General features: G+C 67.7%; 24 protein-coding genes. 12 read left to right on the forward strand and 12 right to left on the reverse strand.

Annotated elements, in window-relative coordinates; all coding sequences use genetic code 11:
- Positions 1-115: 115 nt before the first annotated feature.
- The 5 genes from DFW101_RS16080 to DFW101_RS16100 all read right to left on the reverse strand — a co-directional run bounded on the left by DFW101_RS16080 (position 116) and on the right by DFW101_RS16100 (position 4136).
- Positions 116-646: a YgjV family protein gene (locus tag DFW101_RS16080; protein ID WP_009182572.1), complete on the reverse strand. Its 531-nt coding sequence runs from the start codon at positions 644-646 to the stop codon at positions 116-118.
- A 151-nt stretch (positions 647-797) separates the two neighbouring features.
- Complete coding sequence (locus tag DFW101_RS16085) at positions 798-1334, reverse strand: HPP family protein (protein WP_009182573.1); 537 nt, start codon at positions 1332-1334, stop codon at positions 798-800.
- A complete protein-coding gene (locus tag DFW101_RS16090) occupies positions 1331-1975 on the reverse strand; it encodes a CBS domain-containing protein (protein ID WP_009182574.1) in 645 nt (214 codons plus the stop codon). The genes DFW101_RS16085 and DFW101_RS16090 overlap by 4 nt, the downstream gene beginning before the upstream one ends.
- A gap of 226 nt (positions 1976-2201) precedes the next feature.
- The gene (locus DFW101_RS16095) at positions 2202-2540 is read right to left on the reverse strand and encodes a P-II family nitrogen regulator (protein ID WP_009182575.1); all 339 of its coding nucleotides are present in this window, start codon (positions 2538-2540) and stop codon (positions 2202-2204) included.
- A gap of 15 nt (positions 2541-2555) precedes the next feature.
- Positions 2556-4136: an ammonium transporter gene (locus DFW101_RS16100; protein WP_009182576.1), complete on the reverse strand. Its 1581-nt coding sequence runs from the start codon at positions 4134-4136 to the stop codon at positions 2556-2558.
- Between the two features lie 806 nt (positions 4137-4942).
- Between DFW101_RS16100 and DFW101_RS16105 the strand changes: the two genes are divergently transcribed.
- The 3 genes from DFW101_RS16105 (at position 4943) to DFW101_RS16115 (ending at position 7082) form a co-directional block, all read left to right on the forward strand.
- The gene (locus tag DFW101_RS16105) at positions 4943-5827 is read left to right on the forward strand and encodes a hypothetical protein (RefSeq protein ID WP_009182577.1); all 885 of its coding nucleotides are present in this window, start codon (positions 4943-4945) and stop codon (positions 5825-5827) included.
- 46 nt (positions 5828-5873) lie between these two features.
- The gene (locus tag DFW101_RS16110) at positions 5874-6260 is read left to right on the forward strand and encodes a PqqD family protein (RefSeq protein ID WP_009182578.1); all 387 of its coding nucleotides are present in this window, start codon (positions 5874-5876) and stop codon (positions 6258-6260) included.
- A gap of 135 nt (positions 6261-6395) precedes the next feature.
- Positions 6396-7082 carry an MgtC/SapB family protein gene (locus DFW101_RS16115; RefSeq protein ID WP_009182579.1) on the forward strand — a complete coding sequence of 229 codons (687 nt, stop codon included), beginning with the start codon at positions 6396-6398 and terminating at the stop codon, positions 7080-7082.
- Positions 7083-7100: 18 nt separating this feature from the next.
- Here DFW101_RS16115 and DFW101_RS16120 read toward each other — a convergent pair whose 3' ends face one another.
- Positions 7101-8003 carry a purine-nucleoside phosphorylase gene (locus tag DFW101_RS16120; RefSeq protein ID WP_009182580.1) on the reverse strand — a complete coding sequence of 301 codons (903 nt, stop codon included), beginning with the start codon at positions 8001-8003 and terminating at the stop codon, positions 7101-7103.
- A 111-nt stretch (positions 8004-8114) separates the two neighbouring features.
- Here DFW101_RS16120 and DFW101_RS16125 point away from each other — a divergent pair, with 111 nt between their 5' ends.
- The 8 genes from DFW101_RS16125 to DFW101_RS16160 all read left to right on the forward strand — a co-directional run bounded on the left by DFW101_RS16125 (position 8115) and on the right by DFW101_RS16160 (position 15637).
- Positions 8115-8873: a motility protein A gene (locus tag DFW101_RS16125; RefSeq protein WP_009182581.1), complete on the forward strand. Its 759-nt coding sequence runs from the start codon at positions 8115-8117 to the stop codon at positions 8871-8873.
- Positions 8860-9597: an OmpA/MotB family protein gene (locus tag DFW101_RS16130; RefSeq protein WP_009182582.1), complete on the forward strand. Its 738-nt coding sequence runs from the start codon at positions 8860-8862 to the stop codon at positions 9595-9597. Before DFW101_RS16125 ends, DFW101_RS16130 begins: the two co-directional genes overlap by 14 nt.
- 10 nt (positions 9598-9607) lie before the next feature.
- On the forward strand, positions 9608-10030 hold the full coding sequence (locus DFW101_RS16135) for a PilZ domain-containing protein (RefSeq protein WP_009182583.1): 423 nt from the start codon (positions 9608-9610) through the stop codon (positions 10028-10030).
- Positions 10011-11429, forward strand: a complete 1419-nt coding sequence (locus DFW101_RS16140; protein ID WP_043643006.1) for a biotin carboxylase N-terminal domain-containing protein — start codon at positions 10011-10013, stop codon at positions 11427-11429. The genes DFW101_RS16135 and DFW101_RS16140 overlap by 20 nt, the downstream gene beginning before the upstream one ends.
- Positions 11430-11515: 86 nt before the next feature.
- The gene (locus DFW101_RS16145) at positions 11516-13762 is read left to right on the forward strand and encodes an acetyl-CoA carboxylase carboxyl transferase subunit alpha/beta (protein WP_009182585.1); all 2247 of its coding nucleotides are present in this window, start codon (positions 11516-11518) and stop codon (positions 13760-13762) included.
- Positions 13763-14032: 270 nt separating this feature from the next.
- Complete coding sequence (locus DFW101_RS16150; RefSeq protein WP_009182586.1) at positions 14033-14683, forward strand: hypothetical protein; 651 nt, start codon at positions 14033-14035, stop codon at positions 14681-14683.
- A gap of 2 nt (positions 14684-14685) precedes the next feature.
- Complete coding sequence (locus tag DFW101_RS16155; RefSeq protein WP_009182587.1) at positions 14686-15033, forward strand: hypothetical protein; 348 nt, start codon at positions 14686-14688, stop codon at positions 15031-15033.
- Positions 15034-15073: 40 nt separating this feature from the next.
- On the forward strand, positions 15074-15637 hold the full coding sequence (locus tag DFW101_RS16160) for a single-stranded DNA-binding protein (protein ID WP_009182588.1): 564 nt from the start codon (positions 15074-15076) through the stop codon (positions 15635-15637).
- 96 nt (positions 15638-15733) lie between these two features.
- Here DFW101_RS16160 and DFW101_RS16165 read toward each other — a convergent pair whose 3' ends face one another.
- The 3 genes from DFW101_RS16165 to DFW101_RS16175 form a co-directional block, all read right to left on the reverse strand.
- Positions 15734-16510, reverse strand: coding sequence for a hypothetical protein (locus DFW101_RS16165; RefSeq protein WP_232286091.1), 777 nt, complete (start codon positions 16508-16510; stop codon positions 15734-15736).
- Positions 16511-16739: 229 nt separating this feature from the next.
- Positions 16740-17489, reverse strand: a complete 750-nt coding sequence (locus tag DFW101_RS16170; RefSeq protein ID WP_009182590.1) for an SDR family NAD(P)-dependent oxidoreductase — start codon at positions 17487-17489, stop codon at positions 16740-16742.
- Between the two features lie 177 nt (positions 17490-17666).
- Complete coding sequence (locus DFW101_RS16175) at positions 17667-19937, reverse strand: heavy metal translocating P-type ATPase (RefSeq protein WP_009182591.1); 2271 nt, start codon at positions 19935-19937, stop codon at positions 17667-17669.
- An 86-nt stretch (positions 19938-20023) separates the two neighbouring features.
- On the opposite strand from DFW101_RS16175, the gene DFW101_RS16180 reads away from it, so the two are divergent.
- Positions 20024-20500, forward strand: coding sequence for a Cd(II)/Pb(II)-responsive transcriptional regulator (locus DFW101_RS16180; protein WP_009182592.1), 477 nt, complete (start codon positions 20024-20026; stop codon positions 20498-20500).
- A gap of 172 nt (positions 20501-20672) precedes the next feature.
- Here DFW101_RS16180 and DFW101_RS16185 read toward each other — a convergent pair whose 3' ends face one another.
- Genes DFW101_RS16185 through DFW101_RS16195 form a run of 3 tightly spaced genes read right to left on the reverse strand, consistent with a single transcriptional unit; the run spans position 20673 to position 24252 of the window.
- Positions 20673-21473 carry a TIGR03943 family putative permease subunit gene (locus DFW101_RS16185; protein WP_009182593.1) on the reverse strand — a complete coding sequence of 267 codons (801 nt, stop codon included), beginning with the start codon at positions 21471-21473 and terminating at the stop codon, positions 20673-20675.
- Positions 21470-22495, reverse strand: a complete 1026-nt coding sequence (locus DFW101_RS16190; RefSeq protein ID WP_009182594.1) for a permease — start codon at positions 22493-22495, stop codon at positions 21470-21472. Before DFW101_RS16190 ends, DFW101_RS16185 begins: the two co-directional genes overlap by 4 nt.
- Positions 22492-24252 (reverse strand): ABC transporter ATP-binding protein/permease, encoded by a 1761-nt coding sequence (locus DFW101_RS16195; protein ID WP_009182595.1) that lies wholly within the window; start codon positions 24250-24252, stop codon positions 22492-22494. The genes DFW101_RS16190 and DFW101_RS16195 overlap by 4 nt, the downstream gene beginning before the upstream one ends.
- Positions 24253-24365: the final 113 nt, after the last annotated feature.

Raw genomic sequence — 24365 nt, forward strand, 5'->3', positions numbered from 1 at the left:
TCTCCGCCGGGGGGCGTCACACCCCCCCGGACCCCCTGGAAAGGGGAGGGGGCGCCTTCGCGGGACCGCGAACGTCCGTCCCGTCGTTTCGAAGGGGGTGCGGGGGAAACGCTTTTTAAAAGCGTTTCCCCCGCGTCTTTGCTTTGGGCCGCGAGCGCCTTCCCCGCCACAGCCGCAGCATGGTCGCGCCGTTGACCACGGCGATGATCGATTCGAGCAGCGTTCCCCCGATCGAGCCCGACAGGATATTGTTGGCCAGCCAGCACAGCGTGGCCAGGAAGAGCACGGCCCGCATGCCGATGCCGGTCAGGAAAAAGACCGCCACCGTGCCGCACACCCCGGCCGCGATGGAAAACCAGCTCATGGCCGAGGTGGCGAGCGCCGCGCCGAGCCCGATGTTGGAGACCAGGAAAAAGGCCGCCACCCAGGGGGAGCGGGTTTTGAGCGAGGCGAACATGCGAAGCGTCGACAGCCCGGCCGAGAGCGAGGCCGCGTTGTTGCCGAGCAGGTAGAAGTGCAGGGTGTAGACGGCGCATTCGGTGGCGACCAGGAGCTTGAGCCGCCAGTCGATGCGCTGGGCAAAGGCCGCCACGCCAAGCACGAAGGCGACGTAGCCGACAAGTTGGGCAGGGGAGGTGAAATCCATTTTTTTCTTTTTTTAAGGGCGGGTGCGGCTTTTCCCCGGGTCGGGGGAGGCGTGACGGAAAAAAGAGCGCGCCCCGGCGGTGCGCTCTTGGGTGGGATAGTCCCGGGGGCGGGGCGTGGCAAGCCTTTACGGCATGGGGAGCGGTCCGGGGCTAGAGCCAGTATTCGGGATAGCGCCGGCCACGGGCCAGGTTGTTGGCGAGAAGGGCCACGACCAGCATGACGGCCGCGCCGCTTAACGCCGGCATAAGGACGTAGAGGTAGCCGAGGGCCGCCAGCTTCGGGCCGCCGGTCACGGCAATGAGGGCCGTGGCCCCGCCCGGCGGATGGAGGGTCTTGGTCGCGTGCATGAGGGCGATGGCCCCGGCCACGGCCAGGGCGCAGACCAGCCAGGCCGGACCCGGCACGGCCAGCCGGACCGTGACCCCGAAAAGGGCGGACAGGACATGCCCGCCGAGCAGGTTTCTCGGCTGGGCCAGCGGGCTTTTGGGCGCGCCGTATAGCAGCACGGCCGAGGCCCCGAACGAGCCGATCAGCATGGACAGCCCGGCCGGATCGGCCACGGCCTGGTGCAGCCAGGCCACGGCCCCGATGCCGCCAAAGGCCCCCGCGAACGACCAGACGATTTCCGACCAGCCGACCCGGGGCGGACTCTGGCCCGCGCCGCGCATCTTTTGGAAAAAGTTCATGCCGGACACCCCGCGCTTTCGCCGGTCCCGCCGAGGATGCCCCGGCAGGACCGGACCACGTCGCCCCGGCTGACGATGCCAACGAGCCGGCCGCCGGCATCGAGGACAGGCAGCCGGTTGACCTGCCGTTCGGCCATGAGGGCCGCCGCCTCGGACCGGGGCCTGTCCGGGCCGACGGTCAGGGCCGGGGCGGTCATGACCTCGGCCACCCGGGTGTCGCCGCGTCCCGAAACGGCCGGAGCCTGGCAGGCGTCCGGATCGAGGAGCCGGGCGAGCAGGGCGGCCGGCCGGGCCGCGGCGTCGAGGCCGAGCAGGCCGAGCAGGTCCTTGGTGGACAGGACCCCGACCACGGCCGGACCGTCCGTGACCGGCAGGCCCGACACGCCGGCCCGGGCCATGGCCCTTGCCGCCTCGAGCACGGTGCGGCCGGGGCCGGTCGTCACCACGTCGCGGGTCATGATGTCGGCGACCGGCAGATCGCGGGCCAGCCGGGCCGCGGCATGGGCGTAGGCCAGCCGGTAGAGGGCCAGGGCGTCGGCCGGGGACACGTCGATGTAGCCGCCGATGTGGCGCATGGCGTCGAGGATGTCCTCGACGGCGAGGGCGTCCGGGCCGACGGCCCGGGGGTGTTCGTGAGCCATGGTCGTTCCTCCTGCGGGCAGCCTGCCCGAATCCGGACGTGCCCAGGTATGACCTAAGTCAAAAACCGAATCATGCCCATGGCGTCCCTCCCTCTCCCTCCTGCCGACAACCGCATCCGCCCCAACAAACGAAAAGGGGACGGACAATCGCCCGTCCCCTTGTTTCGAAGGAGGGTGTGGGAGGAAACGCTTTTCAAAAGCGTTTCCTCCCACGTCTTTTCTTCTCTTAAATAGCCGCGTCGCCGGATTCGCCGGTGCGGATGCGGACCACGCCTTCGAGCGGGTAGATGAAGATCTTGCCGTCGCCGATGTTGCCGGTGTTGGCCGTGTCGCGGATGGCGGTCACGGCTTTTTCGGCCAGGCTGTCGGAGACCACGACTTCGAGTTTGACCTTGGCGTTGAACTGCACCTGGTACTCGATGCCGCGATAGGCCTCGACGTGGCCTTTCTGGCGGCCGTAGCCGCGGACCTCGGTGACGGTCAGGCCGTGGATGCCGAGCTTGTCCAGGGCGTCTTTGACTTCGTCGAGCTTGAACGGCTTGATGATGGCTTCGATTTTTTTCATGGCATCCCCCGCGTGTTATCGGTGCGTTTTCTGCAGGACGAATTCCGGGTAGGCGGACACGGCCACTTCGTGCTGGTCCAGGCCTTCGAGTTCGTGCTCGGGCTTTACACGAAGCGGGATGACGAGGTCCAGGACCTTGAAGAAGGCGTACATGACGATGAAGACAAAGACGAAGTTGGTGCAGATGCCGAGGATCTGGGCCATGAGCTGGCCGCCGTCGCCGTAGAAGAGGCCTTTGACCGTGCCGGTCACGCCGTTTAACCCGTCGCCGTAGGTGCCGTCGGCGAAAAGGCCGACCGAGAGCACGCCGAAGGCGCCGTTGACGCCGTGGACCGAGATGGCGCCGACCGGGTCGTCAATCTTGAGCGTGCGTTCGACGAAGAAGACGCTGAGGCAAAGGAGCACGCCGGCGATGGCGCCGATGATGACGGCCGAAACGGAGTTGACGAAGGCGCAGGGGGCGGTGATGGCGACCAGACCGGCCAGCAGGCCGTTGGCGACCATGGAGATGTCGGGCTTGCCGTAGAAGGTCCACATGTAGAGCATGGCGCTAAAGGCGCCGGCGGCCGAGGCCAGCATGGTGTTGGTGGCCACGACGCCGATGCGCAGGTCCGTGCCGGCGAGCGTCGAGCCGGCGTTGAAGCCGAACCAGCCGAAGGCCAGGATGAAGCAGCCGGCCACGGCCATGGGGATGTGGTGTCCGGGAATGGCCACCGGAGTGCCGTCCTCGCGGAACTTGCCAAGCCGGGGTCCGAGCACGATGCCGCCGGCCAGGGCGGCCACGCCGCCGGTCATGTGGACGACCGAGGAGCCGGCGAAGTCGACCACTCCGTGGCCCAGGGCGTAGAACTTGCCGAGGCAGGACAGGAAGCCGCCGCCCCAGACCCAGTTGGCGTACAGGGGATAGACGAACATGGAGATGAAAAAGGCGTAGACGACGAAGGACTTGAAGGTCCAGCGTTCGGCCATGGTGCCGGTCGGGATGGTGGCGGTGGTGTCCATGAAGACCATCTGGAACAGGAACACCGAGAAGACGACCGCGTCGTAGGACACGCCGGAGAGGAAAAAGCCGGTGGTGCCGAAGAGGCCGAAGTCGTTGCCGCCGATCGTGATGGTGAACTCGTTGGCCAGGACCTGGGCCCCGCCGAGGGAGGCCACGCCGCCGACGCCGCCCATCTGGAGGGCGAAGCCGCAGATCCAGTAGCCGAGCATGCCGATGCCGTAGACCATCATGTTCATGGCCATGGTGTGGCCGGCGTTCTTGGCGCGGGTGAAGCCGGTTTCGGCCAGGGCGAAACCGGCCTGCATGAACATGACCAGGAAGCCGCAGATGAGCGTCCAGACCATGTTGATGGAGATGCGGTTGTGCCCGACCACGTCGGCCAGTTTGGCGGCCAGCGGTTCTTTCGCGGACAGGGTCTCCATGTCTTCTTTGGTGGGCGCGCCGGCGGTGGCGCCGACGACGTCGGCGGCGGTGCCGATGGAGGCGCCGCTCGGATCGGGCACGGGCGCGGCGTCATCGGCCGAGGCGGCCAGGGGCACGGCCAGTATCGTCAAAAAAAGGGCCAGTAACAGAACGGAAATATTTTTTCTCATTGTGGTCTCCGATTCCAGGGGGTTGTCCGGGGCGCATGGCCCGGGCCTTGGGGCTGCGTCTGCCGTGTGGGCCGGGTTCGGCCGGAATCACGAGGAGTCGAAGATGGCGAACATGCTGGTCCTCCGATGGGAAGTTTGTTTCGTCGCCGCAACGACGAGGGCAGTGCAAGGGGTGCGCCAAGCTTGTAACATGCTGTATTCCATGCCTATGCATCAAAAGATTCCAACCCGGCGTCCGGCGGCGGGTTGTTTGGTAACAATTTTGTCTCTATTTTGAAAAAGGGTGACCGTAAATGTCGCAAGTGCGCCCTGGGCGGCCGGAATTTCCCATGAACTTGCCCACAGGGCATAGCCGAAAGAAACCGTTTTGTTGCATTTCAACTTTGTAATTATCTACCAGAATGTTAATTCTTGTGCTGGTGGGTCGTGCGCCGCATAATGAATGCTTGGACCCTTGGCCCGGCCTGGCCGAAGCCGCCGGGCAAGCCGCCCGAAGTACCGGCCAAGGGGCCGGAAAAGGTCCCTTTTATACTTCTGGACCGCCGGCCCGCCCCACGGCGTCCGGGGACGACATTGTTCGCGGGCCAGAGCCGGAGACGTCGGGGCCGCCATGGGCGCAGGGTGTACATTTTTGTCGCAAGGGTGCCGTTCCACCATGATCCTTCGGACCGTCCTCTGGTATCTGCTGGCCGCCATCGGCGAAATCGGCGGCTGTTTCGCCTTCTGGGCCTGACTGCGCTTTGGCCGGTCGCCGCTGCAAGCCGCCTTCCCTTGCCGCCGGTCCGGCCCTGCCCTAGGATGCGGCCATGCAGGCGAACGATTTTTTTCCCCTTGTCCCTTTGGCCTGGAACGGGGTGGCCCTGTCCGTGCCCGAGGACTGGCGACCGGCCCGGCTGGGGCTCGGGTATCTCTTTTTCGAGGACGCCGACGGGCCGGCCTTTGAGTGCAAATGGCGGCGCGGCGCCGGCCGCGAGGGCATGGAGGCGGCACTTCGGGCTTTGACCCCCAAGGGCCGGGCCACGGCCGGCGGCCAACTCCCGGACGACTGGCTGGCCGCCCTGGCCGATTTCGAGCTCATGCCGCTCTCCTGGGGGCAGGCCGGCCGGGCGGGCTTGGGGGCGGCCCTTTTCTGCCCCGACTGCGGCCTGGCCGCCGTGTTCCAGGGGTTTGCCGGGCCGGACGGCTTTTCCACCGGCCGGAAACGGCTCCTGGCCTCGGTCCTGCGGTCCTTTCGCCACCACGATCCCGGGCCCCCGGCCTTTCGCCTTTTCGGCCTGTCCTTTGTCGCGCCCCCGGGCTTTGCCCTGGCCGCCCACGAGTTCGTGCCGGGCCGGTTCGTCCTGTCCTTTGCCGCCGGCCGGGAACGTCTGGACGTGGTCCGGCTGGCCCCGGCCGACGTGCTCCTGGCCGCGGCCGATCTCGGGGCCGTCGCGGCCCGGGCTTTCGGCTCCACGGAGGCCGAGGCGCAGAGTCCGGGCACGGTGGCCGGCTGTCCGGCCGTGTGGCTGGCCCGGCGGCAGGGCAGTGGTTTTCTCGACGTGGCCGCCCGGCATCTGGGCCGGCAGGGGCGGCTTGCGGTCCTGCGTCACGACCGGGACGCCAACAAGCTTCTCGGCGCGGCCCTGGCCTCGGCCCGGCCCGTGGACCGGGAGTGGCTGGCGGAGACGGCGGCGGCCTGTGTTTCCCTTTAACAAGCGGCCGCCGGCCCCGGCATCCGGCCTGACCCGGCGGGAGGCCATGGCGCTCTCTCCGGTCAAAAGCCGCGACGTCCTGGCTGACGAGGCCCCGTCCGGGTGCGTGCGCCTGTCCCTGCCCGTGGCCGTGCGCCCGGCCCTGGCCGGGCTGGCCCGGCGGTTCGGCCTGTGGGACGGCAAGGTCCTGCGCAAGACCGTGGAGCTCGACGCCATGGGCTCGGCCGTCTGGCGGCTGATCGACGGCCGGCGGTCCCTCGGCGATATCGCCGCCGCCCTGGCCGGCCGGTTCGGCCTCGACGCCCGGGAGGCCGAGCTGGCCGTGGCCGAATTCCTGCGCCAGCTCGGCCGGCGGGGGGCCATCGCCATGGCGGGGCAGGCGAGGGCGACGGAGGGGAAGGAAGGGATGCCTCCGGCGGCCGGGAGGGGATGATCCCCTCCCGAACCCTCCCCGATGGGGCCGTTTTTGCAGTGGCGAAGGGCGGTTCGGTGGCGTAGGGAGGGAAGGGGAAGAGAGGGGGGCGCGGCGTCACACCACCATGTTTGCCTCTCGCCCGGGAGTGCGTCCATGAACGAATATCCCTACGAGACGCAGCTTTTGCTGCGCATGGTGCTGGCCCTGGTCTGCGGTTCGGTCCTCGGCTACGAGCGGGAGCGCCACGGCATAAGCGCCGGCCTTCGCACCAACCTCCTCGTCTGCCTCGGTTCGGCCCTTATGATGGTCATCTCGAAATACTTCTACTACAAGGCCGGCGAGGGCATGGGCAATGTGGCCCTTGGCCTCGACCCCTCGCGCATCGCGGCCCAGATCGTCACTGGGGTCGGGTTTCTCGGGGCCGGGGTCATCATCAAGGACAAGGGTGCGATCCGGGGCCTGACCACGGCCGCCACCCTGTGGTTCAACGCCGGGGTGGGCATGGCCCTTGGGGCCGGCATGATTATCATCCCGATTTTCTGCACCGTGCTTGGCCTCGTGTCGCTCACCGTGCTCAAGCACATGCAGAAATACATCCGCCGCGAGGCCTACCGCGTCATGAGCATCACTTGCCAGGAGGCGGACGATCCGCTTGGCAAACTGGTCGCTTTTTTCACGGACCGGAAATTTACTATCGAGAACCTGAGTCTCAGCAAGATGAAGGACGGGCTCTCGACCTACCGCTTCACGCTCAAGTGCGACCGGATGTGCGTGGACACGGTGGCCTGCGTCCGGGAGCTGGCCGGCATGGGATTCGTGCGCAAGGTCAAGGTCCTCTAGCTGCCGACCACCGGTGGCTCAGACGGCCGGGATGACGGCGGCCAGCAGCCTGGCCAGGTCTCCTTCGGCCCGTTTGGCCGTGGCCAGGACCGCCTCCAGGGTGGTCTCGGCCATGCAGTCCGGCAGGTTGACGTTGGTCAGGCAGGAGACGGCCAGGACCTCCATCCCCAGGTGCCGGGCCGCGATCACCTCGGTCACCGTGGACATGCCGACCGCGTCGGCCCCCAACAGGCGCAGCATCCGGGTTTCGGCCGGCGTTTCGAGGGACGGCCCGAGCACCCCGGCGTAGACCCCGCGCTCCAGGCGAAGCCCGAGGGACAGGGCGCAGGCGTCGGCCACGGCCCCCAGACGCGGGGAATAGGCCCGGCTCATGTCCGGAAACCGAGGCCCGAGGGCGTCGTCGTTTGGCCCGACCAGCGGGTTGCGACCCGTCAGGTTGAGGTGGTCGGTCACCCGCATGAGCCCGCCGGCCGTGAAATGCGGGTCCAGGGCCCCGGCCGCGTTGGTCAGGATGAGCTGCCTGACGCCAAGGGCGGCCAGGAGCCGGACCCCGAAGGCCACGTCGCGCGGGGAATGGCCTTCGTAAAGGTGCAGCCGGCCCGAGAGGAGGGCCACCGGCCGGCTCGACCCGTCCGGCCCGGCCCCGGCCGCCGGCATCGTTTCCTCGATACTGCCTTGCGGATCGCCCGGCGGGCAGGCGGTCCCCATGGTGCCATAGACGAGGCGGCCGGCATGGCCCGGGGCCGTTGCGGCCGGAAAACCGGGGATGTCTCCGGTGGCCATGTCGCGGCAATGTTCCAATTTTCCGGCGATGCCGCCAAGGCCCGTGCCCGCGACCAGCCCCACGGCCCCGGCCGGCAGGGGACCGAGCCTTTCCGTCGCGGCCGCGGCCGCGCGCTTTACATCTTCGGGGTAGTGCATATACGTTCCTCCCATCAGTCGCCGCTTAGCATGAGGCCGGCCGGTCGGAAAGGGGGAGTCCTTTTTCGCCAGCGCCGCGTTTCGACGGACACGCCTTAACGGAACGGATGCATGGACCTCGGAACCTTTCTCGGCCTGGCCTCGGGCATCGCGCTCGTGCTCGGCGCCATCTTCATGGGCGGAACGCTCATGGAATTCGTCAACGTGCCGAGCGTCATGATCGTGGTCGGCGGCACCTTGGCCTCCATTTGCGTGGCCTATCCCCTGGAAGAGGTCTTCCAGGCCTTCTCGGCCATGATGCAGATCTTTTCCTCGCGCAAGGTCAAGGACGCCGAAGTGGTGAACATGATGGTGCGCATCGCCGAGATCAGCCGCCGCGAGGGCCTCATTGCCCTGGAAAACATCCACACCGACAACACCATTCTCAAAAAGGCCTGCCAGCTCATTGCCGACAATGCCGACCCGGCCCTCATCCGCGAAACCGTGCGCATCGAGATCGGGTCCATGAAGCGCCGCCATGCCGTGGGCGAGGCCGTGTTCAAGTCCCTGGCCGGCTATGCCCCGTCTTTTGGCATGATCGGCACCCTCATCGGCCTGGTCCAGATGCTGACCCGCCTGGACGACCCCAAGACGCTTGGTCCGTCCATGGCCGTGGCCATCATCACCACCTTCTACGGCTCCATGCTCTCCACGCTTTTATTCCTGCCCGTGGCCGGCAAGCTGCGCTCCAGGACCTTAAACGAGACCCTGCAGCTGGAGATCATTTTCGAGGGCGCCAAGTGCATCCTCGAAAACAACAACCCGCGGCTCGTCTACGAGAAGCTGTCCTCGTTCATCGCGCCCAAGGAGCGTCGCTATGAGCGGCGATGAAGAGTCCGGCCTCGACGACCTCGACGAGGCCGAGGCGCCGAGCGAGTGGCTGACCACGCTCGCCGACATGTCCATGCTGCTGATGACCTTTTTCATCCTGCTTTTTTCCATGTCCACCCTTGACGTCAAAAAGTTCTCGGATTCGTTCGACTCGGTCCAGAACGCCCTGGGCAGCAAAGGAAAGAGCAAGCAGGCCGCGCCCGTCTCCGGCCAGGAGATGTCCGCCCTGGTCGAACAGGCCCGCATCAAGCAGCGCATCATCGGCGAGCAGCGCCGGGTTTTCGAGAATTTCCGGTCTTTTGTGTCGCAAAAGGGCCTGGAGGGCGTCCTGGGGGCCACCCTCGAATCGGGCACGATCACCATCAGCCTGCCGACAGGGGTGCTCTTTCCCAAGGACGGCGTGGACTTGACCGACGAGGGCAAGGTCCGGCTGCGCACGCTCCATGAATTCTTGATCAAGACGGCCGGGGAGCGGATCAACATCCGGGGGTTCACCGACGACCTGCCGCCGGCTGCGGGGAGCCGTTTCCGGGACAACTGGGAAGTCTCGTCCCTGCGGGCGGTTGCGGTCCTTCGCTACATGCTGTCCCTGGGCATGGCCCCCAACCGATTGACAGCCACCGGATTAGCTGATTTAGAACCCCTCTACCCCAACACCACGCCGGAGCACCGGGCCAGAAACCAACGTGTGGAATTTGTCCTCGAACGCTTCATCGGCGAGTAGGGAGGCCGGCATGGACTTCACGTTCAAGCTGGAGGGGGAGTCCGGGCGGCGCGCCGCCCACCGCGAGCGTGTGCGCGGCCTGACGGCGTTTCTGGAAGACCGCGGGGACGAGCCCTACGTCGTCCACGACGTCAGCGCCTCGGGACTGGCCCTGGTCGACCCCGGAGGGACGCTTGTCGCCGGCACGGCCGGCCGCCTGACCCTGCGCCTCGGCCAGAAGACGCTTGTCGCGGGCCTGCCGGTTCTGGTGGTGCGCGCCTCCGGCGGCGAACTGGCCGGCCTGGCCTTCGGGCCGCTTTCCCTGCGCCAGGAAGCCTGGCTCGACAAGATGGTCCTGGAAATACAAAAACGGCGTATCGACCTGCGCAAGGCGCGGGATGCGGCCGGAAACCCTGAGCATAAGAAGACGGATCGTGCCGACGAACAAACATAAAGTCCTGGTGGCCAACCGGGGCGAGATCGCCATGCGTATTATCCAGGCTTGCGTTTCGCTCGGCCTGGATTTTGTTTGTATTCACACCAAGGCCGACGAGGCGTCCGGGCACCTGGCCCTGGCCCGGTCCATCGGCGGCCCGGATTGCGCCTACCGCGTCAGTTCCTACCACGACGCCAACGAGATCCTGGCCGTGGCCGACCACGCCGGGGCCACCGCCATCCACCCGGGCTACGGCTTTTTCGCCGAGGACTTCCGCTTCGCCCGCCGCGTGGCCGAGCGGTCCCGCAGCCTCATCTTCATCGGCCCCTCCTGGCGGATCATCCGGTCCCTCGGCGACAAGATCAACACCAAGCGCCTGGCCCGGAGCCTGTCCATCCCCACCGTGCCCGGCTCCGACCGGCCGGTCTACGACGAGCTCGAGGCCGAGGAGATCGCCGAAACCCTCTTCGCCTTCCAGGCCGAGCAGGGGATCAGCAACTCCGTGGTCCTGGTCAAGGCCTCGGCCGGCGGCGGCGGCATGGGTATCGAGGAAATCTACGACATCGACCAGTTCAAGACCGTCTACCGGCGCATCCGCAACTACGCCAAGCGCCAGTTCCACGACGAGGGCGTCCTGATCGAGCAGCGGATTTTCGACTTCAACCACCTCGAAGTCCAGATCGTGGCCGACCGCACGGGCAAGGGCATCGTGCATTTCGGCACCCGAAACTGCACCATCCAGTCGACCGGCCGGCAAAAGCGCGTGGAAGTGGCCCCGGGCTTCCGGCCCGGCGAGGTCGATTACGCCTTTGACGCCGAGAAGCTCCTGGACGACATCACGGGCTATTCCCTGGCCATGGCCCGGGAGGTCGGCTACGACAACGTCGGCACCTGGGAGTGGATCGTCTCGCCGACAGGCCAGCCCTTCCTCATGGAGGTCAACACCCGCATCCAGGTGGAAAACGGGGTGTCGGCCGTCATTTCGCGCGTCAAGGGCCAGGACGGGGTCAACCTCATCGCCGAGCAGATTCGCCTTGGCCTCGGCCAACCCATGGGGTATGACCAGACGGACATCACGTTTGCGGGCGTCGGCATCGAATACCGCATCATCGCCGAGGACCCGGCCAACCGCTTCACGCCCTGGGTCGGGCGCATCGACCAGTTCCTCGCGCCCACGCTGCCGTGGGCCAAGCTGCACACCCACATCCCCCTGGACGCGCCCTACGAAATCCCTACGGAATACGACCCCAACCTGGCCCTGGCCATCGTCTGGGGCGCGGATTTGGCCGAGGCCAAAAAGCGCGGCGTGGCCTACCTGGACGAGCTGACCTTGTCCGGCGCCGACGGCGCGGGGCTGGAGCTCAAGTCCAACGTCCGGTTCCTCAGGGACAAGACCGCCACGATCCTGCAATTCTAACGTCCCGGTCCGCGCGCCGGGCCGCGTCCGGCGCAGAGCCGGCCGCCGGCCGGCTTGCGGACCGGCGTTTTCGGGAATACGCCATTATGGAAATCGAAAAGCGCATCGTCGAACTGACTGATCGCCTAAGCTACATAAAAGACGTCTTCGGCGGCCGGGAAAACGCCAACATCGCGCTCATGCAGGCCCGGCTCGGCGAATTCGCCGCCAGGGCCGAGGTTGCGCCCGGCGAAAAAGCCCAGATGCTGCGGCAGATCGAGGATCTGTTCGTCTTCCTGGAGAAAAAGCTCGACGACGAGCTCATCCCCATGGACATGGTCCGCATCGTCCGCCACCCGGCCCGCGTGAGCCTCAAGGACATCCTCGAAAACGTCTACGACAACTACACCGAGATCGGCGGCCAGGACGAATACTCCATCGACCCGAGCATGCTGATCGCCCGGGCCTACATCACCCGCCGCCGGGGCGACAAGGTCATAAACCAGCCCGTCATGGTCATTGGCCAGGAGAAGGGCCACGGCCAGGAATTCAGAAACGGCGGCTCGGTCAAGCCCTGGGGCAACGCCAAGGCCCTGCAATACATGAAGGTGGCCGAGACCGAGCGGATTCCCATCCACACCTACGTCTTCACCCCGGGCGCCTATCCGGTGGAGGATTTCCCGGGCGCGGCCCAGCAGATCGCACGCAACCTCTACGAAATGGGCGGCCTTCGCGTGCCGGTCGTGTCCGTCATCTCCGAGGGCGGCTCGGGCGGGGCCGAGGCCATCGGCCTTTCCGACGTGCGCCTCATGCTCTCGCGCGGCTACTATTCGGTCATCTCCCCGGAAGGGGCGGCCGCCATCGAGGCCGGCATCCGCCAGGGCCAGCGCGTGGCGCCGGAGCTGATCGAGGCCTGCGCCAAGCGGCTCAACATCACCGCCGCCGACAACCTGCGCATGGGCTATATCGACAAGGTGGTGGAAGAGCCGCCCCTTGGCGCCCGGCCCCATCACTACGATTTCTTCAAGGACCTGCGCCAGGAGGTCGTCCGGGCCACGGACCAAGTCTTTCTCGGCATCGCCGGGTTCAAGCTCTTCCGGGCCATGGTCGCCTCCCGTCGCAAGGACAATGACGCCGAAAGCATGTTCGTGCGCTGGACCCTCGACGACGCCGCGGCCGACCGGCTGGTCTGGCGGCGCTACCGCAAGTACCGCCGCATGTCCGAAACGGCCTTCCGCGACGGCCAGCCTTCGGGCGCGCGCATGGCCTCCCGGGCCCAGAGCCTGCTGTGGTCCGGCTACTCGTTTATCCGCTACGACTTTCTCGGCAAGCACGCCAAACGGCTGGCCAAGACCGTGGGCGACCTGGAAGCCGAAGTCCGGCTCGTGGGCAACCGGCTGACCGCGCCGCTGCGAAAGGGCCGCGACAAGAACGCGCCGGTCGTCTGCGACCCGGAAAAAAGCCGCATGCTGGTCGAACTGTCCCAGCCCGAGCAGGGAGCCTGCCTGGAGGACTTCGGCTGGCGCTACGTCAGCCCCAAGGCCGCCGAGGACAAGGCCGTCACCTGCCCGGAATCCAAGACCTACGGCTGCCCGGACCTGTGGGCCCCGGACCTCTACGGCGACTTCGCCGGCGTGTGCGTCCACTGCGGCCACCACTTTCCCATGGAATACCAGTGGGTACTCGGCAACGTCTTCGACCCGGCCTCGGTGGTGGAATACGACGCCGAAATCGAGGCCGGAAACCCCCTCGACTACCCCGGCTTCGAGGACAAGCTCGACGCGGCCAAGGAGAAGACCGGCCGCAAGTCCGGCTGCGTGTCCCTTGACGCCAAGATCGACGGGATCAAGATCGTCTCCACCGTCCTTTATTCCGCCTTTCGCGGCGGCTCGGTCGGCGCGGCCGAGGGTGAGAAGTTCATCCGGGCCCTGGCCCGGGCCCGCCGCCGCCATTTCCCGTTTCTGGCCTATGTCCACGGCACGGCCGGCATCCGCATCCAGGAGAGCCTAAACGGGCTCATCCAGATGCCCCGGGTCACCCTGGCCGTGCGCCGCTACATTGAGGCCGGCGGCCTCTACGTGGTCCTTTACGACACCAATTCCTACGCCGGCCCGGTGGCCAGTTTCCTTGGCTGTTCACCCTACCAGTTCTCGGTCCGCTCGGCCAACATCGGCTTCGCCGGGCCGGGCGTCATCAAGGAAACCACCGGCATCGACATCCCGCCCGACTACCACCGGGCCCACAACGCCCTGGCCCGGGGCCACATCCAGGGCATCTGGGACCGCCGCGAGATCCGCAAGAACTTAAAGCAGGTTCTTTTGACGATCGGCGGCCGGAATCTGTACTACCGGTAGGGGAGCAGAAGAGGGAGATGCCTCCGGCGGCCGGGGGAACCCTTTTTGAAAAAAGGGTTCCCCCGGACCCCTTCCCAAAAACTTTTGGCCGGCTTCGCGAGTTGCGCGGGGGCCTGTCGCCCCATTCGGGTGGGTCCGGGAGGGGGTGACCCCCTCCCGGCCGCCGGAGGCATCTTCCTCTTCCCTCCGGCTGGTTGCGCAACCTGCCGCAGCGATGTAACAACCCATGAAACTCCAAAGCCGCGCCAAGGCGGCCGAGGGGGGAAGATCGTGATCGACGTCAAAGCCCTGCTCGAAGACATCAAGGCCGCGCCCTACGAGGAGATCGTGGTCACGGCCCCGCACACCGGCACGGTCCGCTTCGCCGGCGTCGAGCCCGGCACCCGGGTGGCCGGGGTGTCCGGCACCTACGACGAAAAGCCGGGCACGCTTCTCGCCAAGCTGACCCGCGAACGCAACGACAAGCCCCTTTTCGCCGACGCCAAGGGGGTTGTCGGCGAGGTGCGCCGGGAGCTGGAAGGCACTTTTGTCGAAGCCGGCACGCCGCTTCTGGTCATCCGCCACTTCCTGTCCAAAGACGAGGTCATCGCCTCGATCTTAAAAAAGGTGCTGCATCTGTTCAGCGCCCCCGAGCGGGCCAAGTACTACTTCATCCCGAGCGTGGACAAGAAGATCAAGGCCTCGGGCCCCCGCTCGGTCACGGTCAAGCCCGGCATGGAGCTTTTCATCGTCTCCCGGATGAAGCGGGAGAAGCCGCTTGTGTATGAAGGCCCGGAAGGCATCATCTACGCGGTCTATTTCCAGTACGACCAGAACGTGGACCAGGGCGCGCCGCTCGTTGGCGTCTGTCCCGAATCCCAGACCGATCTGATCCAGGACGTGGTCAACCGGGTGCGCACGGACTGGGAAGAAGGGGAGTAGCCATGGGCAAGTTCCTGCAAGTCCGAGTGACGGTCGCCACCTACGACGAGACTGCGGCCGAGGATCGCTACGCCAAACTCTACGCCCTGGCCTGGCCCCCGGCCGCGACCCCGGCCGGGGGGCCCAAGGGGCTCCTCCAGCTGACCGACGCCCTGGACGACCGGGTGCGCCTCGGCGACCTGCCGGGCTCGGACCGGGCGGCCCTTCTGCCCGGAGTGGAGCGGGCCATGGCTCTCAAAGCCGCCCTGGAGGCGGCCCTTGGCGACCGCGACCCCAAGACCGCCGACCGGCTCACCTACGATCTGGAAGACGCCCTGGCCGAGCTCGAAAAGTTCGCGCCCGGCAAATAACTTTTTTTACCATCCCGCGCGGCGCGCGAAGGAGGCCGGCATGGCCGGAAGCATCAATAAAGTCATTCTGGTCGGCCGGCTCGGCCAGGACCCCAAGCTCACCTATCTGGCCTCCGGGAGCCCGGTGGCCGAGTTCAGCGTGGCCACGGACGAGTCCTACAAGGATCGCGAAGGCAACAAGCAGGAAAAGACCGAGTGGCACCGGGTCAAGGTGTTCGGCCGCTCGGCGGAATTCTGCAACAATTACCTGACAAAGGGCCGTCTGGTCTACATCGAGGGGACGCTTCGCACCCGCAGCTGGGAAGACCAGCAAGGGCAGAAGCGCTACACCACCGAGGTGGTGGTGACCGGCCCGGGCCATACCGTCCAGGGGCTTGATTCCCGTGGCCAGGCGTCCGAGGCCCCCATGGGCGAGGAGGGCGGCTTCCAGCCCCGCCGCGCCCCCCAGCAGGGAGGTGGCGGCGGTGGTCAGGGCGGCGCGCCGCGCGGGAACTACGGCGGCCAGGGCCAGTCGGGCGGCTCCCGGCAGCAGCCCTATCCGGATGAGGACCAGGGCCCGGCCTTCCCCTCCGAAGCCTCGGGCATGGACGACGTGCCGTTTTAGACAGCCGTTTCCCGAAACGATGACGGGCCGCAGGGAGTTTTTCCTTGCGGCCCGTTTTTATTTTTTACGTTGTAGGGAAGGGGCGTCTGGGCGGCGTCAGGCCATCATATCCACGGAAGCGGGCGCGGACGGCGTCTGGGCGGCCTGCTGTACGGCGTAGGCCGCGCCAGGGACGTTCATTACGGCGGCCGGTGCTGCCGCCGTGGCCGCATCGGCAGGCGTTTCGGAGGATGTCGGGGAAGGCTGCGCGGCGTTTTCCCCGGCGGTTTCGGTGGCCGGCGTCGTGGGGAATTCGGAAGATGCCGCGTCTTGGGCGCCGGCGCTTGTTCCGGCGTCGGCCGCTGCGGAGGCATCGGTCTTCCCGGTCGTGTCGGTCTGGCCGCCTTCGGTCGTTTCGTCCTGCGGCGTGGTCGCTTCTTCCGCCCGCTGTTCGATGTCTTCCTTGAGGTCGTCCAGGTTCCTGGCCGACTCGTCCGCGAATTCGTCCTCGGTCGTGCGCTTCACTCCGTCTTCCACCCGGTGCTGCATAAGGGTTGCGGCGACGTACGTTCCATCCCCGCTGGAAACCTGCGTCGTGGATTGCAGGAGGGAGTACTGGGCGGAAAGCCCGTCGAGCAGAGCCCCCATTCTGTCCCCGAAGCTGTTAGCGGTTTCGAGACTTGAAAGAGTCGCTGTTATGTATTTCGATGGGGTGGAGTCGGTTGTGACGAAGTTGTTGGCCAGCAGATGCGACGTCTTCGAGGCCGTGGTCCCCATGCTCCGCTGGTAGCCGTGGTTGTCCGCCGCGCCGGTCTGGGGCGGGGTGGTCGCGGACGACGCTTGCTTCCAGGCCGTCCGGGCCGCGAACGAAGCGGTCGCGCTTCCGATGTCCATGCCGATCACCCGCATCCCTCATCGAATTTCATTTATTCATGCCTATTTTCGCGTCAGTCATCACGTTTCCTATCGGCTGCTTGCGTGGGAAACTATAGGCCTTGGTCCATGGCGGGCCTGCGGCATAACGAGCGGCCGCTGGCGTCCCGATTCCGGCCCCGGCCATGTGGCGGCTTTCCACCGTCCCGCCCGGGGCGGTCAAAGAGGAGACGGGCCTGGGGCGATGCACTTACGCGCAGTAGCCGCCGTCAATGTTGAGCGTGGCCCCGGTGATGTACGACGCCGCCGGGCCGGCCAAAAAGACGATGCCGGCCGCCACCTCCTCGGGGCGCCCGTAGCGCTTGAAGGCGGTCATGGCCTTCACGATGGCGGCGAAGTCGCCGGAGTCGGGATTCATGTCGGTTTCGATGGGACCGGGCTGCACCACGTTGACCGTGATGTTCCGCTTGGCCAAGTCGTGGGCCGCGCCCCGGGCGAAGGCGGCCACCGCGCCCTTGGTGGCGGCGTAGTCGGCAAACCCCGGGAAGCCGAGCCGGACGGCCGCGGTCGAACCGACCAGCACGATGCGCCCGCCGTCGGTGATCACCCTGGCCGCGGCCCGGACGAGGGCCGCCACGCCGGTCATGTTGACCGCGTATTCCCGGTCCAGGGCGGCCAGGTCCGGCGCCTCGTCGTCCAGGGGGCTCAAGGTGCCCACGCCCGCGTTGACGACCAGGATGTCCAGCCGGCCGAACCGTTCGACCACGGCGGCGACGAGGCCGGCCGCGCCGGCGCGATCGGCCTGGTCGGCGGCAAAGGCCGCCGCGCGCACCCCAAACGCCTCCAATTCCTTGACCATCGCCTGGGCCTTATCGGCCGAGGCCACGTAGCTTATGGCCACATCCGCGCCGTGTTCGGCCAGGGCCCGGGCCGTGGCCGCGCCAATGCCGCGCGAGCCGCCGGTGACGAGGGCGATTTTTCCTGCCAGATCCTTGCACATAAAACGTCTCCCTCTGTTCGGGTAAGGATTTTCGAGTCCTATCCCGGCATACGGAGACCGGCCACAGGCGTCAAACGAATTTCTGGTGACGTGCGAAGGAACATCCACCCCGTTGGGGAGGGTCCGGGAGGGGGTGGAAAATCCCCTCCCGGCCGCCGGAGGCATTCTTTTCTTTTCCTACTTCCTTAACAAACGCAGTCCATTGGCGATGACAAGCAGGCTTGTGCCCATGTCGGCGAACACGGCCAGGAGCATGGAGCCGTAGCCGAAAAAGGTCAGCACGAGGACCAGTCCCTTGAGGCCGAGGGCCAGGGCGATGTTCTGCTTGAGCGTCGTCACCGTGACCCGGGAGAGCTGGATGAAAGCGGCCAGCTTTCGCAGGTCGTCGTCCATGATGGCCACGTCCGCCGTCTCGATGGCCGCGTCGGTGCCGGCCGCACCCATGGCGAAGCCGATGTCGGCCCGGGCGAGCGCCGGGGCGTCGTTTATGCCGTCGCCGACCATGGCCACGAGCCGCCGCCTGTCCGTCGGGCCGGCCTCTTTCCCGGTCAGCTCGTCCACGGCGGTCGCCTTGTCGGCCGGCATCTGGTCGCCCCGGGCCGCGTCGATGCCGACTTCCCGGGCAATGGCCGCCACGGTGTGGGCGTTGTCGCCGGAAAGGAGGACCGTTTCGACGCCCAGGGCATGGAGCGCGGCCACGGCCTCCCGGCTGTGGCCGCGAAGGGCGTCGGCGGCCGCGAAAAGGGCCAGCACGCCGGTGGCGTCGGCCAAAAGGACGGTGGTTTTGCCCGTGTTTTCGAGGGCGGCCAGCCGCTCTTCCAGGGCCGGGGAGCACAGGCCGAGCTCTTCGATCAACCGGTGGTTGCCCAGGTGGTAGGTCTTGCCGTCGATGGTCCCCCGGACGCCGAGGCCGGGCAGGGCCGTGAAATCGGCCACATGACGGGGGACCACGGCGTCGTCGGTGGCGGCGGCGGCCACGGCCCGGGACACGGGATGGTCCGAGCGGCCGGCCAGGCTCGCGGCCACGGCCCGGTTGTCCGAGGCCTGGCCGGCGAGATTGACGCAATCCGTCTGCACCGGCCGGCCGGTGGTCAGCGTGCCGGTCTTGTCGAGGACCACCGTGCCGATGGCGTGGCCCTGTTCCAGGAAAAGCCCGCCCTTGATCAGGATGCCGCGCCTTGCGGCGGCGGCCAGACCGCTGACCACGGACACGGGCGTGGAAATGACCAGGGCGCAGGGGCAGGCGATGACCAGGAGGACCAGCCCCTTGTAGATCCAGTCGGCAAACGCGCCGCCGAACAAAAGCGGCGGCACCACGGCCACGAGCAGGGCGAAGCCGAAGACCGACGGCGTGTAGACGGCGGCGAACCTGTCCACGAACCGCTGGGTCCGGGCCTCCTTGCCCGGCGAGGCCACCACGGCCCGGGTGATGCGGGCGAGCGTCGAGTCGTCGGCCCGGGCGGTGGTGACCAGGAGCAGCTCGCCTTCCTGGTTGATGGTGCCGGCGTAAAGCGCGTCTCCGGGACTCTTTTCCACCGGCAGGCTCTCGCCGGTGATGGGCGACTGGTCGAGCGCGGAGCGGCCCTCGGCCACCACGCCGTCAAGCGGCACCCGTTCGCCGGGCCGCAGCCGCACGAAGGCTCCGACCGGCACCTCGGCCGCCGGCACGGTCGCAAACCCGCCGTCCGGGCGGCGCACGGTGGCCTGCTCCGGGGCCAGGGCGAGCAGGGCCGTGACCGCACCGTTGGCCCGGGCCAGGGAATAGGACTCGATTTCTTCGGCAATGGCGAAAAGGACCATGACCATGGCCGCTTCGGGAAACTGGCCGAGGAGCAGGGCCCCTGTGGCCGCGATGCTCATCAGCGCGTTGATGTTCAGGTTGCGGTTTTTGAGCGCGATAAAGCCCTTTTTATAAATCGGCAGGCCGCAGGCCAGGATGGCGGCCAGGGCGCAGACAGCCGGCAGCCAGGGCCGGCCCCAGCCGAGCCATTCGGCCACCTCGGCCAGCACGGCCATGGTCAGGGCGGCGCCCTGGACCGGCGTGATCCAGGCGCCGGCCGGTTGCGCGGCCATCCGGGCGGCCGCCCCCCTGGCCGTGACCGGCACGGCCTCCATGCCGAGCGCCGCCACGGCCGCGATGATGGCGGCCGTGTCCGGCAGGTCGTGGTGCACGGTCAGCTCCCGGGCCAGCAGGTTGAACCGCAGCCCGGCCACGCCCGGCATGTCGGCCAGGACCTTGCGGATCATCCGCTCCTCCACCGGGCAGTCCATGGCCTCGATGCGAAAGGTGTCGCTGCGGGCGGCCTCGGGCGCGGGACCGTCGTCCCGGGGGGCGGCCGCCCCAGTCGGGCAGGCGCCGTCGCCGCAGCAGCAGGGAGCCGGACGGCCGGCATCAAGCGGTTCGAGCGGGACATGGCCGGAGCCATGGGAATGGTCGTGGGCGGACATGGCAGATCCTCCTTGCCTGGGACGGCCCTATGAGACACCCTGGAGCGACTACAGGGTCAAGCCCTTTTTTCTCGGAGGGAAAAAATATGCGCATCGGCGAATTGGCCAGGCGGACCGGCTGCCGGCCGGACACCGTCCGTTTTTACGAGCGGGAGGGACTGCTCGCCGAGCCGGCCCGCACCGAAGGCAACTACCGGCTCTACGACGCCGTGCATCTGGCCCGGCTGACTTTTATTCGCAACTGCCGGGCTCTGGAGATGAACCTGGACGAGATCCGGCTGCTTCTGGCCGTCCTGGACGGCACCGGCCACGACTGCGGCGAGGTGGTCACGGTCCTTGGGGCGCACATCGGCCACATCGCCGACCGCATCGCCCGGCTTCAGGCCCTGCAAGGCCAGTTGCTGGCCCTGCGGGAGCTGTGCACCGGGGTCACGCCCGTGGACCAGTGCGCCATCATCAAGGAGCTGACGGAGCCGGGGAGCGTGCCCCTGGAGCCGGGAGGCGGGAGTGGGGAGGAGGGTTGCGGGAAGAGGAAGATGCCTCCGGCGGCCGGGAGGGGGTGACCCCCTCCCGGACCCTCCCCACCGGGGGATGGGAGGCACGGCGAAGTCGGCCACACCGACCCACGCCCGTGCGCAACCGCATTCCCACCCGCTTTCCCTATTTGAATACGCCCCTTTCGGGGGGTCCGGGGGGGATGATCCCCCCCGGCCGCCGGAGGCCTCTTCCCTCTTCTCAAAAAGCGTACGGTTCGCTGGTCTTCCACTGGTACATGTAGACCTGCTCGGGCGGGACCGGGGCGCTTTCCAGGTGGTCGGTGGCGAAGAGGGCGGCCTGGGCGATGGAGGAGAAGGCCTGGCCGGGCAGGGTGTATTCGTTGCGTTCGTCCTGGGGCGCGTCGGCCAGGCGGCCGTAGGCCACGACCCAGCTCTTGTCTTCCGGGGGCGTGGCGCCCTGGGGCAGCCGGACGCGAAAGCCCACGGCCGTGCCGTCGGCGTAGCAGCACCAGACGGCCAGACGGTAGAGCACGAATTCGCCCTTGGCGTCGAGGGCGGCGTCGCGGTGGACGGTGCCGCGCATGGCGTAGGGTTTGTCGAAGGCCTCGGCGTGGCCTTTGGCCGCGATGTCGTAGAGTTCGCCGGTATTGATGGGGATGTACTCCCGGCCAAGCGCGACCAGGCGGGAGGGGACGGGGCCGGCGGGTTCGGGGGCGGGCAGGGTCGGGGCGACGCTAAAGGGATCGCTGTCGATCGTGCCGGAGAGGGCCTGGACGCCGCCCTGGGTCAGGACGATCATGGCCAGGAGACAGAGGTAGCAGGCGGCCCGGCCGAGGCTTGGCCGGGACACGGGCCGGATGGCGGCAAAGGCGCCGAGGATGGCCAGGACGGTGGCGGCGCCGAGAGTCAGGGGCGCGAATTTAGGGTTTAAAAACATCCAGTAGTTGCCGGCCGCAGCCAGCCAGAGGAGAAAGCCGGCCAGGGCCAGCATGGCCAGGCCGTCGAGGCGGGCGGCAAGGGCGTGGAAACGGCGGGTCATGACGCGCCTCCGGTGGCCAGGCCCAGGGCGACGCAGACGACAAAGACGATGGCGGCCGGCACCCAGGCCAGGACGCGCACCAGCCGGGGCGTGAAGACCTGCCGCCACATGAGCACGAGTTTGAGGTCGAGCATGGGGCCAAGGGCCAGGAAGGCCAGTTTGGCCGCCTGGGGAAAGGTGGAGAAGCTGGCGGCCACGAAGGCGTCGGCCTGGGAGCAGAGCGACAGGCCGACGGCAAGCGCCATCATGCCCGGAATGGCCAGGGCTAGGTCGTTTTCCATGGCCATGATGACCGAGGCCGGGACATAGGCCTTAAACGCCGCGGCCACCATGGAGCCGAAGACCAGCACCTTGGCCATGTCGAGAAAATCGGCCATGGCGTGGGTCAGGGCCGAGGCGGCCTGCTGCCGGCGATCGGGCCCCAGGGCGGCCACCGGCAGGGCGTCGGCCAGGGAGCCGAAGAGCGGCGCCGGGCCGTCCGCCGGAGACGCGGCCAGGGCATGGCCGTCCGCGTGGCCGTGAGCCTGTCCGGGGACGTGGTCGTGGCCGCAGCCGCAGGCCGGTTCGCGGCCGGCCAGGGGTTTTAGGAGGCTTTCGGCCTTTTGCCCGCCGGCGAACCAGCCGACGGCGAGCGCCGCCACCGAGACCACGAGACAGCGCCATACGGCCATGGTGGGGTCGCCCCGGAAGGCGACCAGGGTGGCCAGGATGGAGACCGGGTTGATGACCGGCGCGGCCAGCATGAAGGCCAGGGCCGCGCCCGGGGGCACGCCTTTGCCCATGAGCCGGCGGGCGAGATAGACCACGCCGCATTCGCAGCAGGGCGTGGCCGCGCCAAGGGCCAGGCCGAAGAAGGTGGCCGCCAGCCGCCCCTTGGGCACCAGCCGTTCCACCCGCTCGCGCGGCACATAGGCCTCCACCAGCCCCGAGGCCAGGGACCCGAGGAGCAGGAAGGGCAGGGCCTCGAAGACGATCGAGAGGGCGGCCTGGGCGAAAAGGTCGATGTTGTGGAGGGCGTTCATGCCGGCTGGGGCTCCGGGGCTGCGGCCGGGACCGGGGCCTCGTCCAGGCGGTAGGGGGCGGCCGCGTCCGGGCCGGCCGGGGCGAAGCGGACCACCCGCTGGTGGAAGGCGGCCAGGGCCGGCCGGTGGGCGATGCTCAGGATGCCCGTGTCCGGCAGCCGGGAGACGAGCAGGGCATAGAGGGCCTTTTCCGAGGCCTCGTCCAGGGCCGAGGTGGCCTCGTCGCAGAAAAGCCAGCGCGGGGCAAGCAGGATCGCCCGGGCGAAGCCGAGGCGCTGCTGTTCGCCGGCGGAGAGTTCCTGGGACCAGTGGCGCTCCTCGCCGAGCTGGGGCGCCAGATGCCCCAGGCCGCAGTCGGCCAGGGCCTCGGCCAGCCGCTTTTCGCCGTAGGCTTCGGGCGCGTCGGGATAGGCCAGGGCGGCGGCCAGGGTGGCGATGGGCAGGTAGGGCCGCTGGGGCAGGAAGAGGACCCGTTCCCCGGCCGGCAGGGCCAGGTCGCCGGCGGCAAAGGGCCACAGGCCGCCGATGGCCCGAAAGAGGGTCGATTTGCCGCTGCCGGCCGGGCCGGCCAGCATGACCCTGGCTCCGGGCGGCAGGGTGAGGGAGGCGTCCGTGAGCAGGACGCGGCCGTCGGGCAGGCCGAGGCGCACGCCGGCCAGGGCCAGATCCTGGCCGGCCGGAACCTCGCGCCGGGTCAGGCCGTCGTGGCGGTGAGCCTCCAGGTCGCTTAAGGCGCTCGAAAAACCGGTCAGACGGTCGACCGTGGCCCGCCACTCGGCCAGCCGCGTGTAGGCGTCGATGAACCAGGACAGGGACGACTGGACGTGGCTGAAGGCCGAGACGGTCTGCATGAGGCCGCCGAGCTGGATGGCCCCGGAGAAGTAGCGGGGCGCGGCGACCAGAAAGGGAAAGATGACCGCCGCCTGGGAGTAGCCGGCCGAAAACCAGGTCAGGCGTTTCTGGCGGCGCATGATGGCCCACCAGTTGGTGACCACGTTGGCGAACCGGGAGCCCAGGCCCCGGGCTTCCTGCCCCTCGCCGCCGTAAAGGGCGATGGCCTCGGCGTTTTCGCGCACGCGCACGAGGGTGTAGCGGAAATCGGCCTCGTAGCGCTGCTGGAAGAAGTTCAGGCGAATGAGGGGGTGGCCGATGTAGTGGGTGAGAAAGGAGCCAAAGCCGGCGTAGAGCACGGCGGCCCAGAGCATGGAGCCCGGGACCTGGATGTCGAGGATGTGGATGTCGCCGGAGAGGTTCCAGAGGATGACGGAAAAAGAAACCAGCGACACCACGGATTCGAGAAAACCAAGGGTCAGGGACAGGGTCTGCTGGACGAAGCCGTTGATGTCTTCGCTGATGCGCTGGTCCGGGTTGTCGGTCAGGCCCTCTTCGAAGCGGATGCGGTAGTAGGCCTGGTTATCCAGCCACCTTTTGGCGTAGCGGGCGGTCAGCCAGCGCCGCCAGCGGATCTGCAGCATCTGGCGCAGGTAGATCTGGTAGACGGCCACGATGATGAACATGGTGGCCAGGATGGCGAACCGGCCGAAGAGCCGGAAGAAGGCGTCGGTGTCTTTTTCCTGGAGCGAGTTGTAAAAGAGGTTGTTCCACTCGTTAAAGAGCACGTTCAGGTAGACGATGCCAAGGCTCATGCCGATGATGACGGCCAGGAGCAGGCCGGATTTGAGGCGCTCCTCGCTTTGCCAATACGGTTTGGTCAGGGTCCAGAGATCGGACAGGAAGCGCCGCTTGGTCGCGGGCATGGACACGGCTCCTTGTAGGGGGTGAACGGGACCGCCGGACGCGGGCTTTTTTTTCGCCGAGGGCGGGCCGCCCCGGCACCCGGCCGGACCGCCCGCCCTTGGACCGTCCCCCT

The organism is Solidesulfovibrio carbinoliphilus subsp. oakridgensis, from assembly GCF_000177215.2.
GTDB classification, from domain to species: domain Bacteria; phylum Desulfobacterota; class Desulfovibrionia; order Desulfovibrionales; family Desulfovibrionaceae; genus Solidesulfovibrio; species Solidesulfovibrio carbinoliphilus.

Coding starts and splice junctions, on each gene's coding strand:
- DFW101_RS16110 (WP_009182578.1), top strand. CDS start 5,874: ATGGCGCTCTCTCCGGTCAAAAGCCGCGACGTCCTGGCTGACGAGGCC.
- DFW101_RS16090 (WP_009182574.1), bottom strand. CDS start 1,975: ATGGCTCACGAACACCCCCGGGCCGTCGGCCCGGACGCCCTCGCCGTC.
- DFW101_RS16195 (WP_009182595.1), bottom strand. CDS start 24,252: ATGCCCGCGACCAAGCGGCGCTTCCTGTCCGATCTCTGGACCCTGACC.
- DFW101_RS16190 (WP_009182594.1), bottom strand. CDS start 22,495: ATGAACGCCCTCCACAACATCGACCTTTTCGCCCAGGCCGCCCTCTCG.
- DFW101_RS16120 (WP_009182580.1), bottom strand. CDS start 8,003: ATGCACTACCCCGAAGATGTAAAGCGCGCGGCCGCGGCCGCGACGGAA.
- DFW101_RS16185 (WP_009182593.1), bottom strand. CDS start 21,473: ATGACCCGCCGTTTCCACGCCCTTGCCGCCCGCCTCGACGGCCTGGCC.
- DFW101_RS16115 (WP_009182579.1), top strand. CDS start 6,396: ATGAACGAATATCCCTACGAGACGCAGCTTTTGCTGCGCATGGTGCTG.
- DFW101_RS16135 (WP_009182583.1), top strand. CDS start 9,608: ATGGACTTCACGTTCAAGCTGGAGGGGGAGTCCGGGCGGCGCGCCGCC.
- DFW101_RS16130 (WP_009182582.1), top strand. CDS start 8,860: ATGAGCGGCGATGAAGAGTCCGGCCTCGACGACCTCGACGAGGCCGAG.
- DFW101_RS16170 (WP_009182590.1), bottom strand. CDS start 17,489: ATGTGCAAGGATCTGGCAGGAAAAATCGCCCTCGTCACCGGCGGCTCG.
- DFW101_RS16180 (WP_009182592.1), top strand. CDS start 20,024: ATGCGCATCGGCGAATTGGCCAGGCGGACCGGCTGCCGGCCGGACACC.
- DFW101_RS16085 (WP_009182573.1), bottom strand. CDS start 1,334: ATGAACTTTTTCCAAAAGATGCGCGGCGCGGGCCAGAGTCCGCCCCGG.
- DFW101_RS16165 (WP_232286091.1), bottom strand. CDS start 16,510: ATGGACATCGGAAGCGCGACCGCTTCGTTCGCGGCCCGGACGGCCTGG.
- DFW101_RS16160 (WP_009182588.1), top strand. CDS start 15,074: ATGGCCGGAAGCATCAATAAAGTCATTCTGGTCGGCCGGCTCGGCCAG.
- DFW101_RS16175 (WP_009182591.1), bottom strand. CDS start 19,937: ATGTCCGCCCACGACCATTCCCATGGCTCCGGCCATGTCCCGCTCGAA.
- DFW101_RS16080 (WP_009182572.1), bottom strand. CDS start 646: ATGGATTTCACCTCCCCTGCCCAACTTGTCGGCTACGTCGCCTTCGTG.
- DFW101_RS16145 (WP_009182585.1), top strand. CDS start 11,516: ATGGAAATCGAAAAGCGCATCGTCGAACTGACTGATCGCCTAAGCTAC.
- DFW101_RS16125 (WP_009182581.1), top strand. CDS start 8,115: ATGGACCTCGGAACCTTTCTCGGCCTGGCCTCGGGCATCGCGCTCGTG.
- DFW101_RS16155 (WP_009182587.1), top strand. CDS start 14,686: ATGGGCAAGTTCCTGCAAGTCCGAGTGACGGTCGCCACCTACGACGAG.
- DFW101_RS16105 (WP_009182577.1), top strand. CDS start 4,943: ATGCAGGCGAACGATTTTTTTCCCCTTGTCCCTTTGGCCTGGAACGGG.
- DFW101_RS16100 (WP_009182576.1), bottom strand. CDS start 4,136: ATGAGAAAAAATATTTCCGTTCTGTTACTGGCCCTTTTTTTGACGATA.
- DFW101_RS16095 (WP_009182575.1), bottom strand. CDS start 2,540: ATGAAAAAAATCGAAGCCATCATCAAGCCGTTCAAGCTCGACGAAGTC.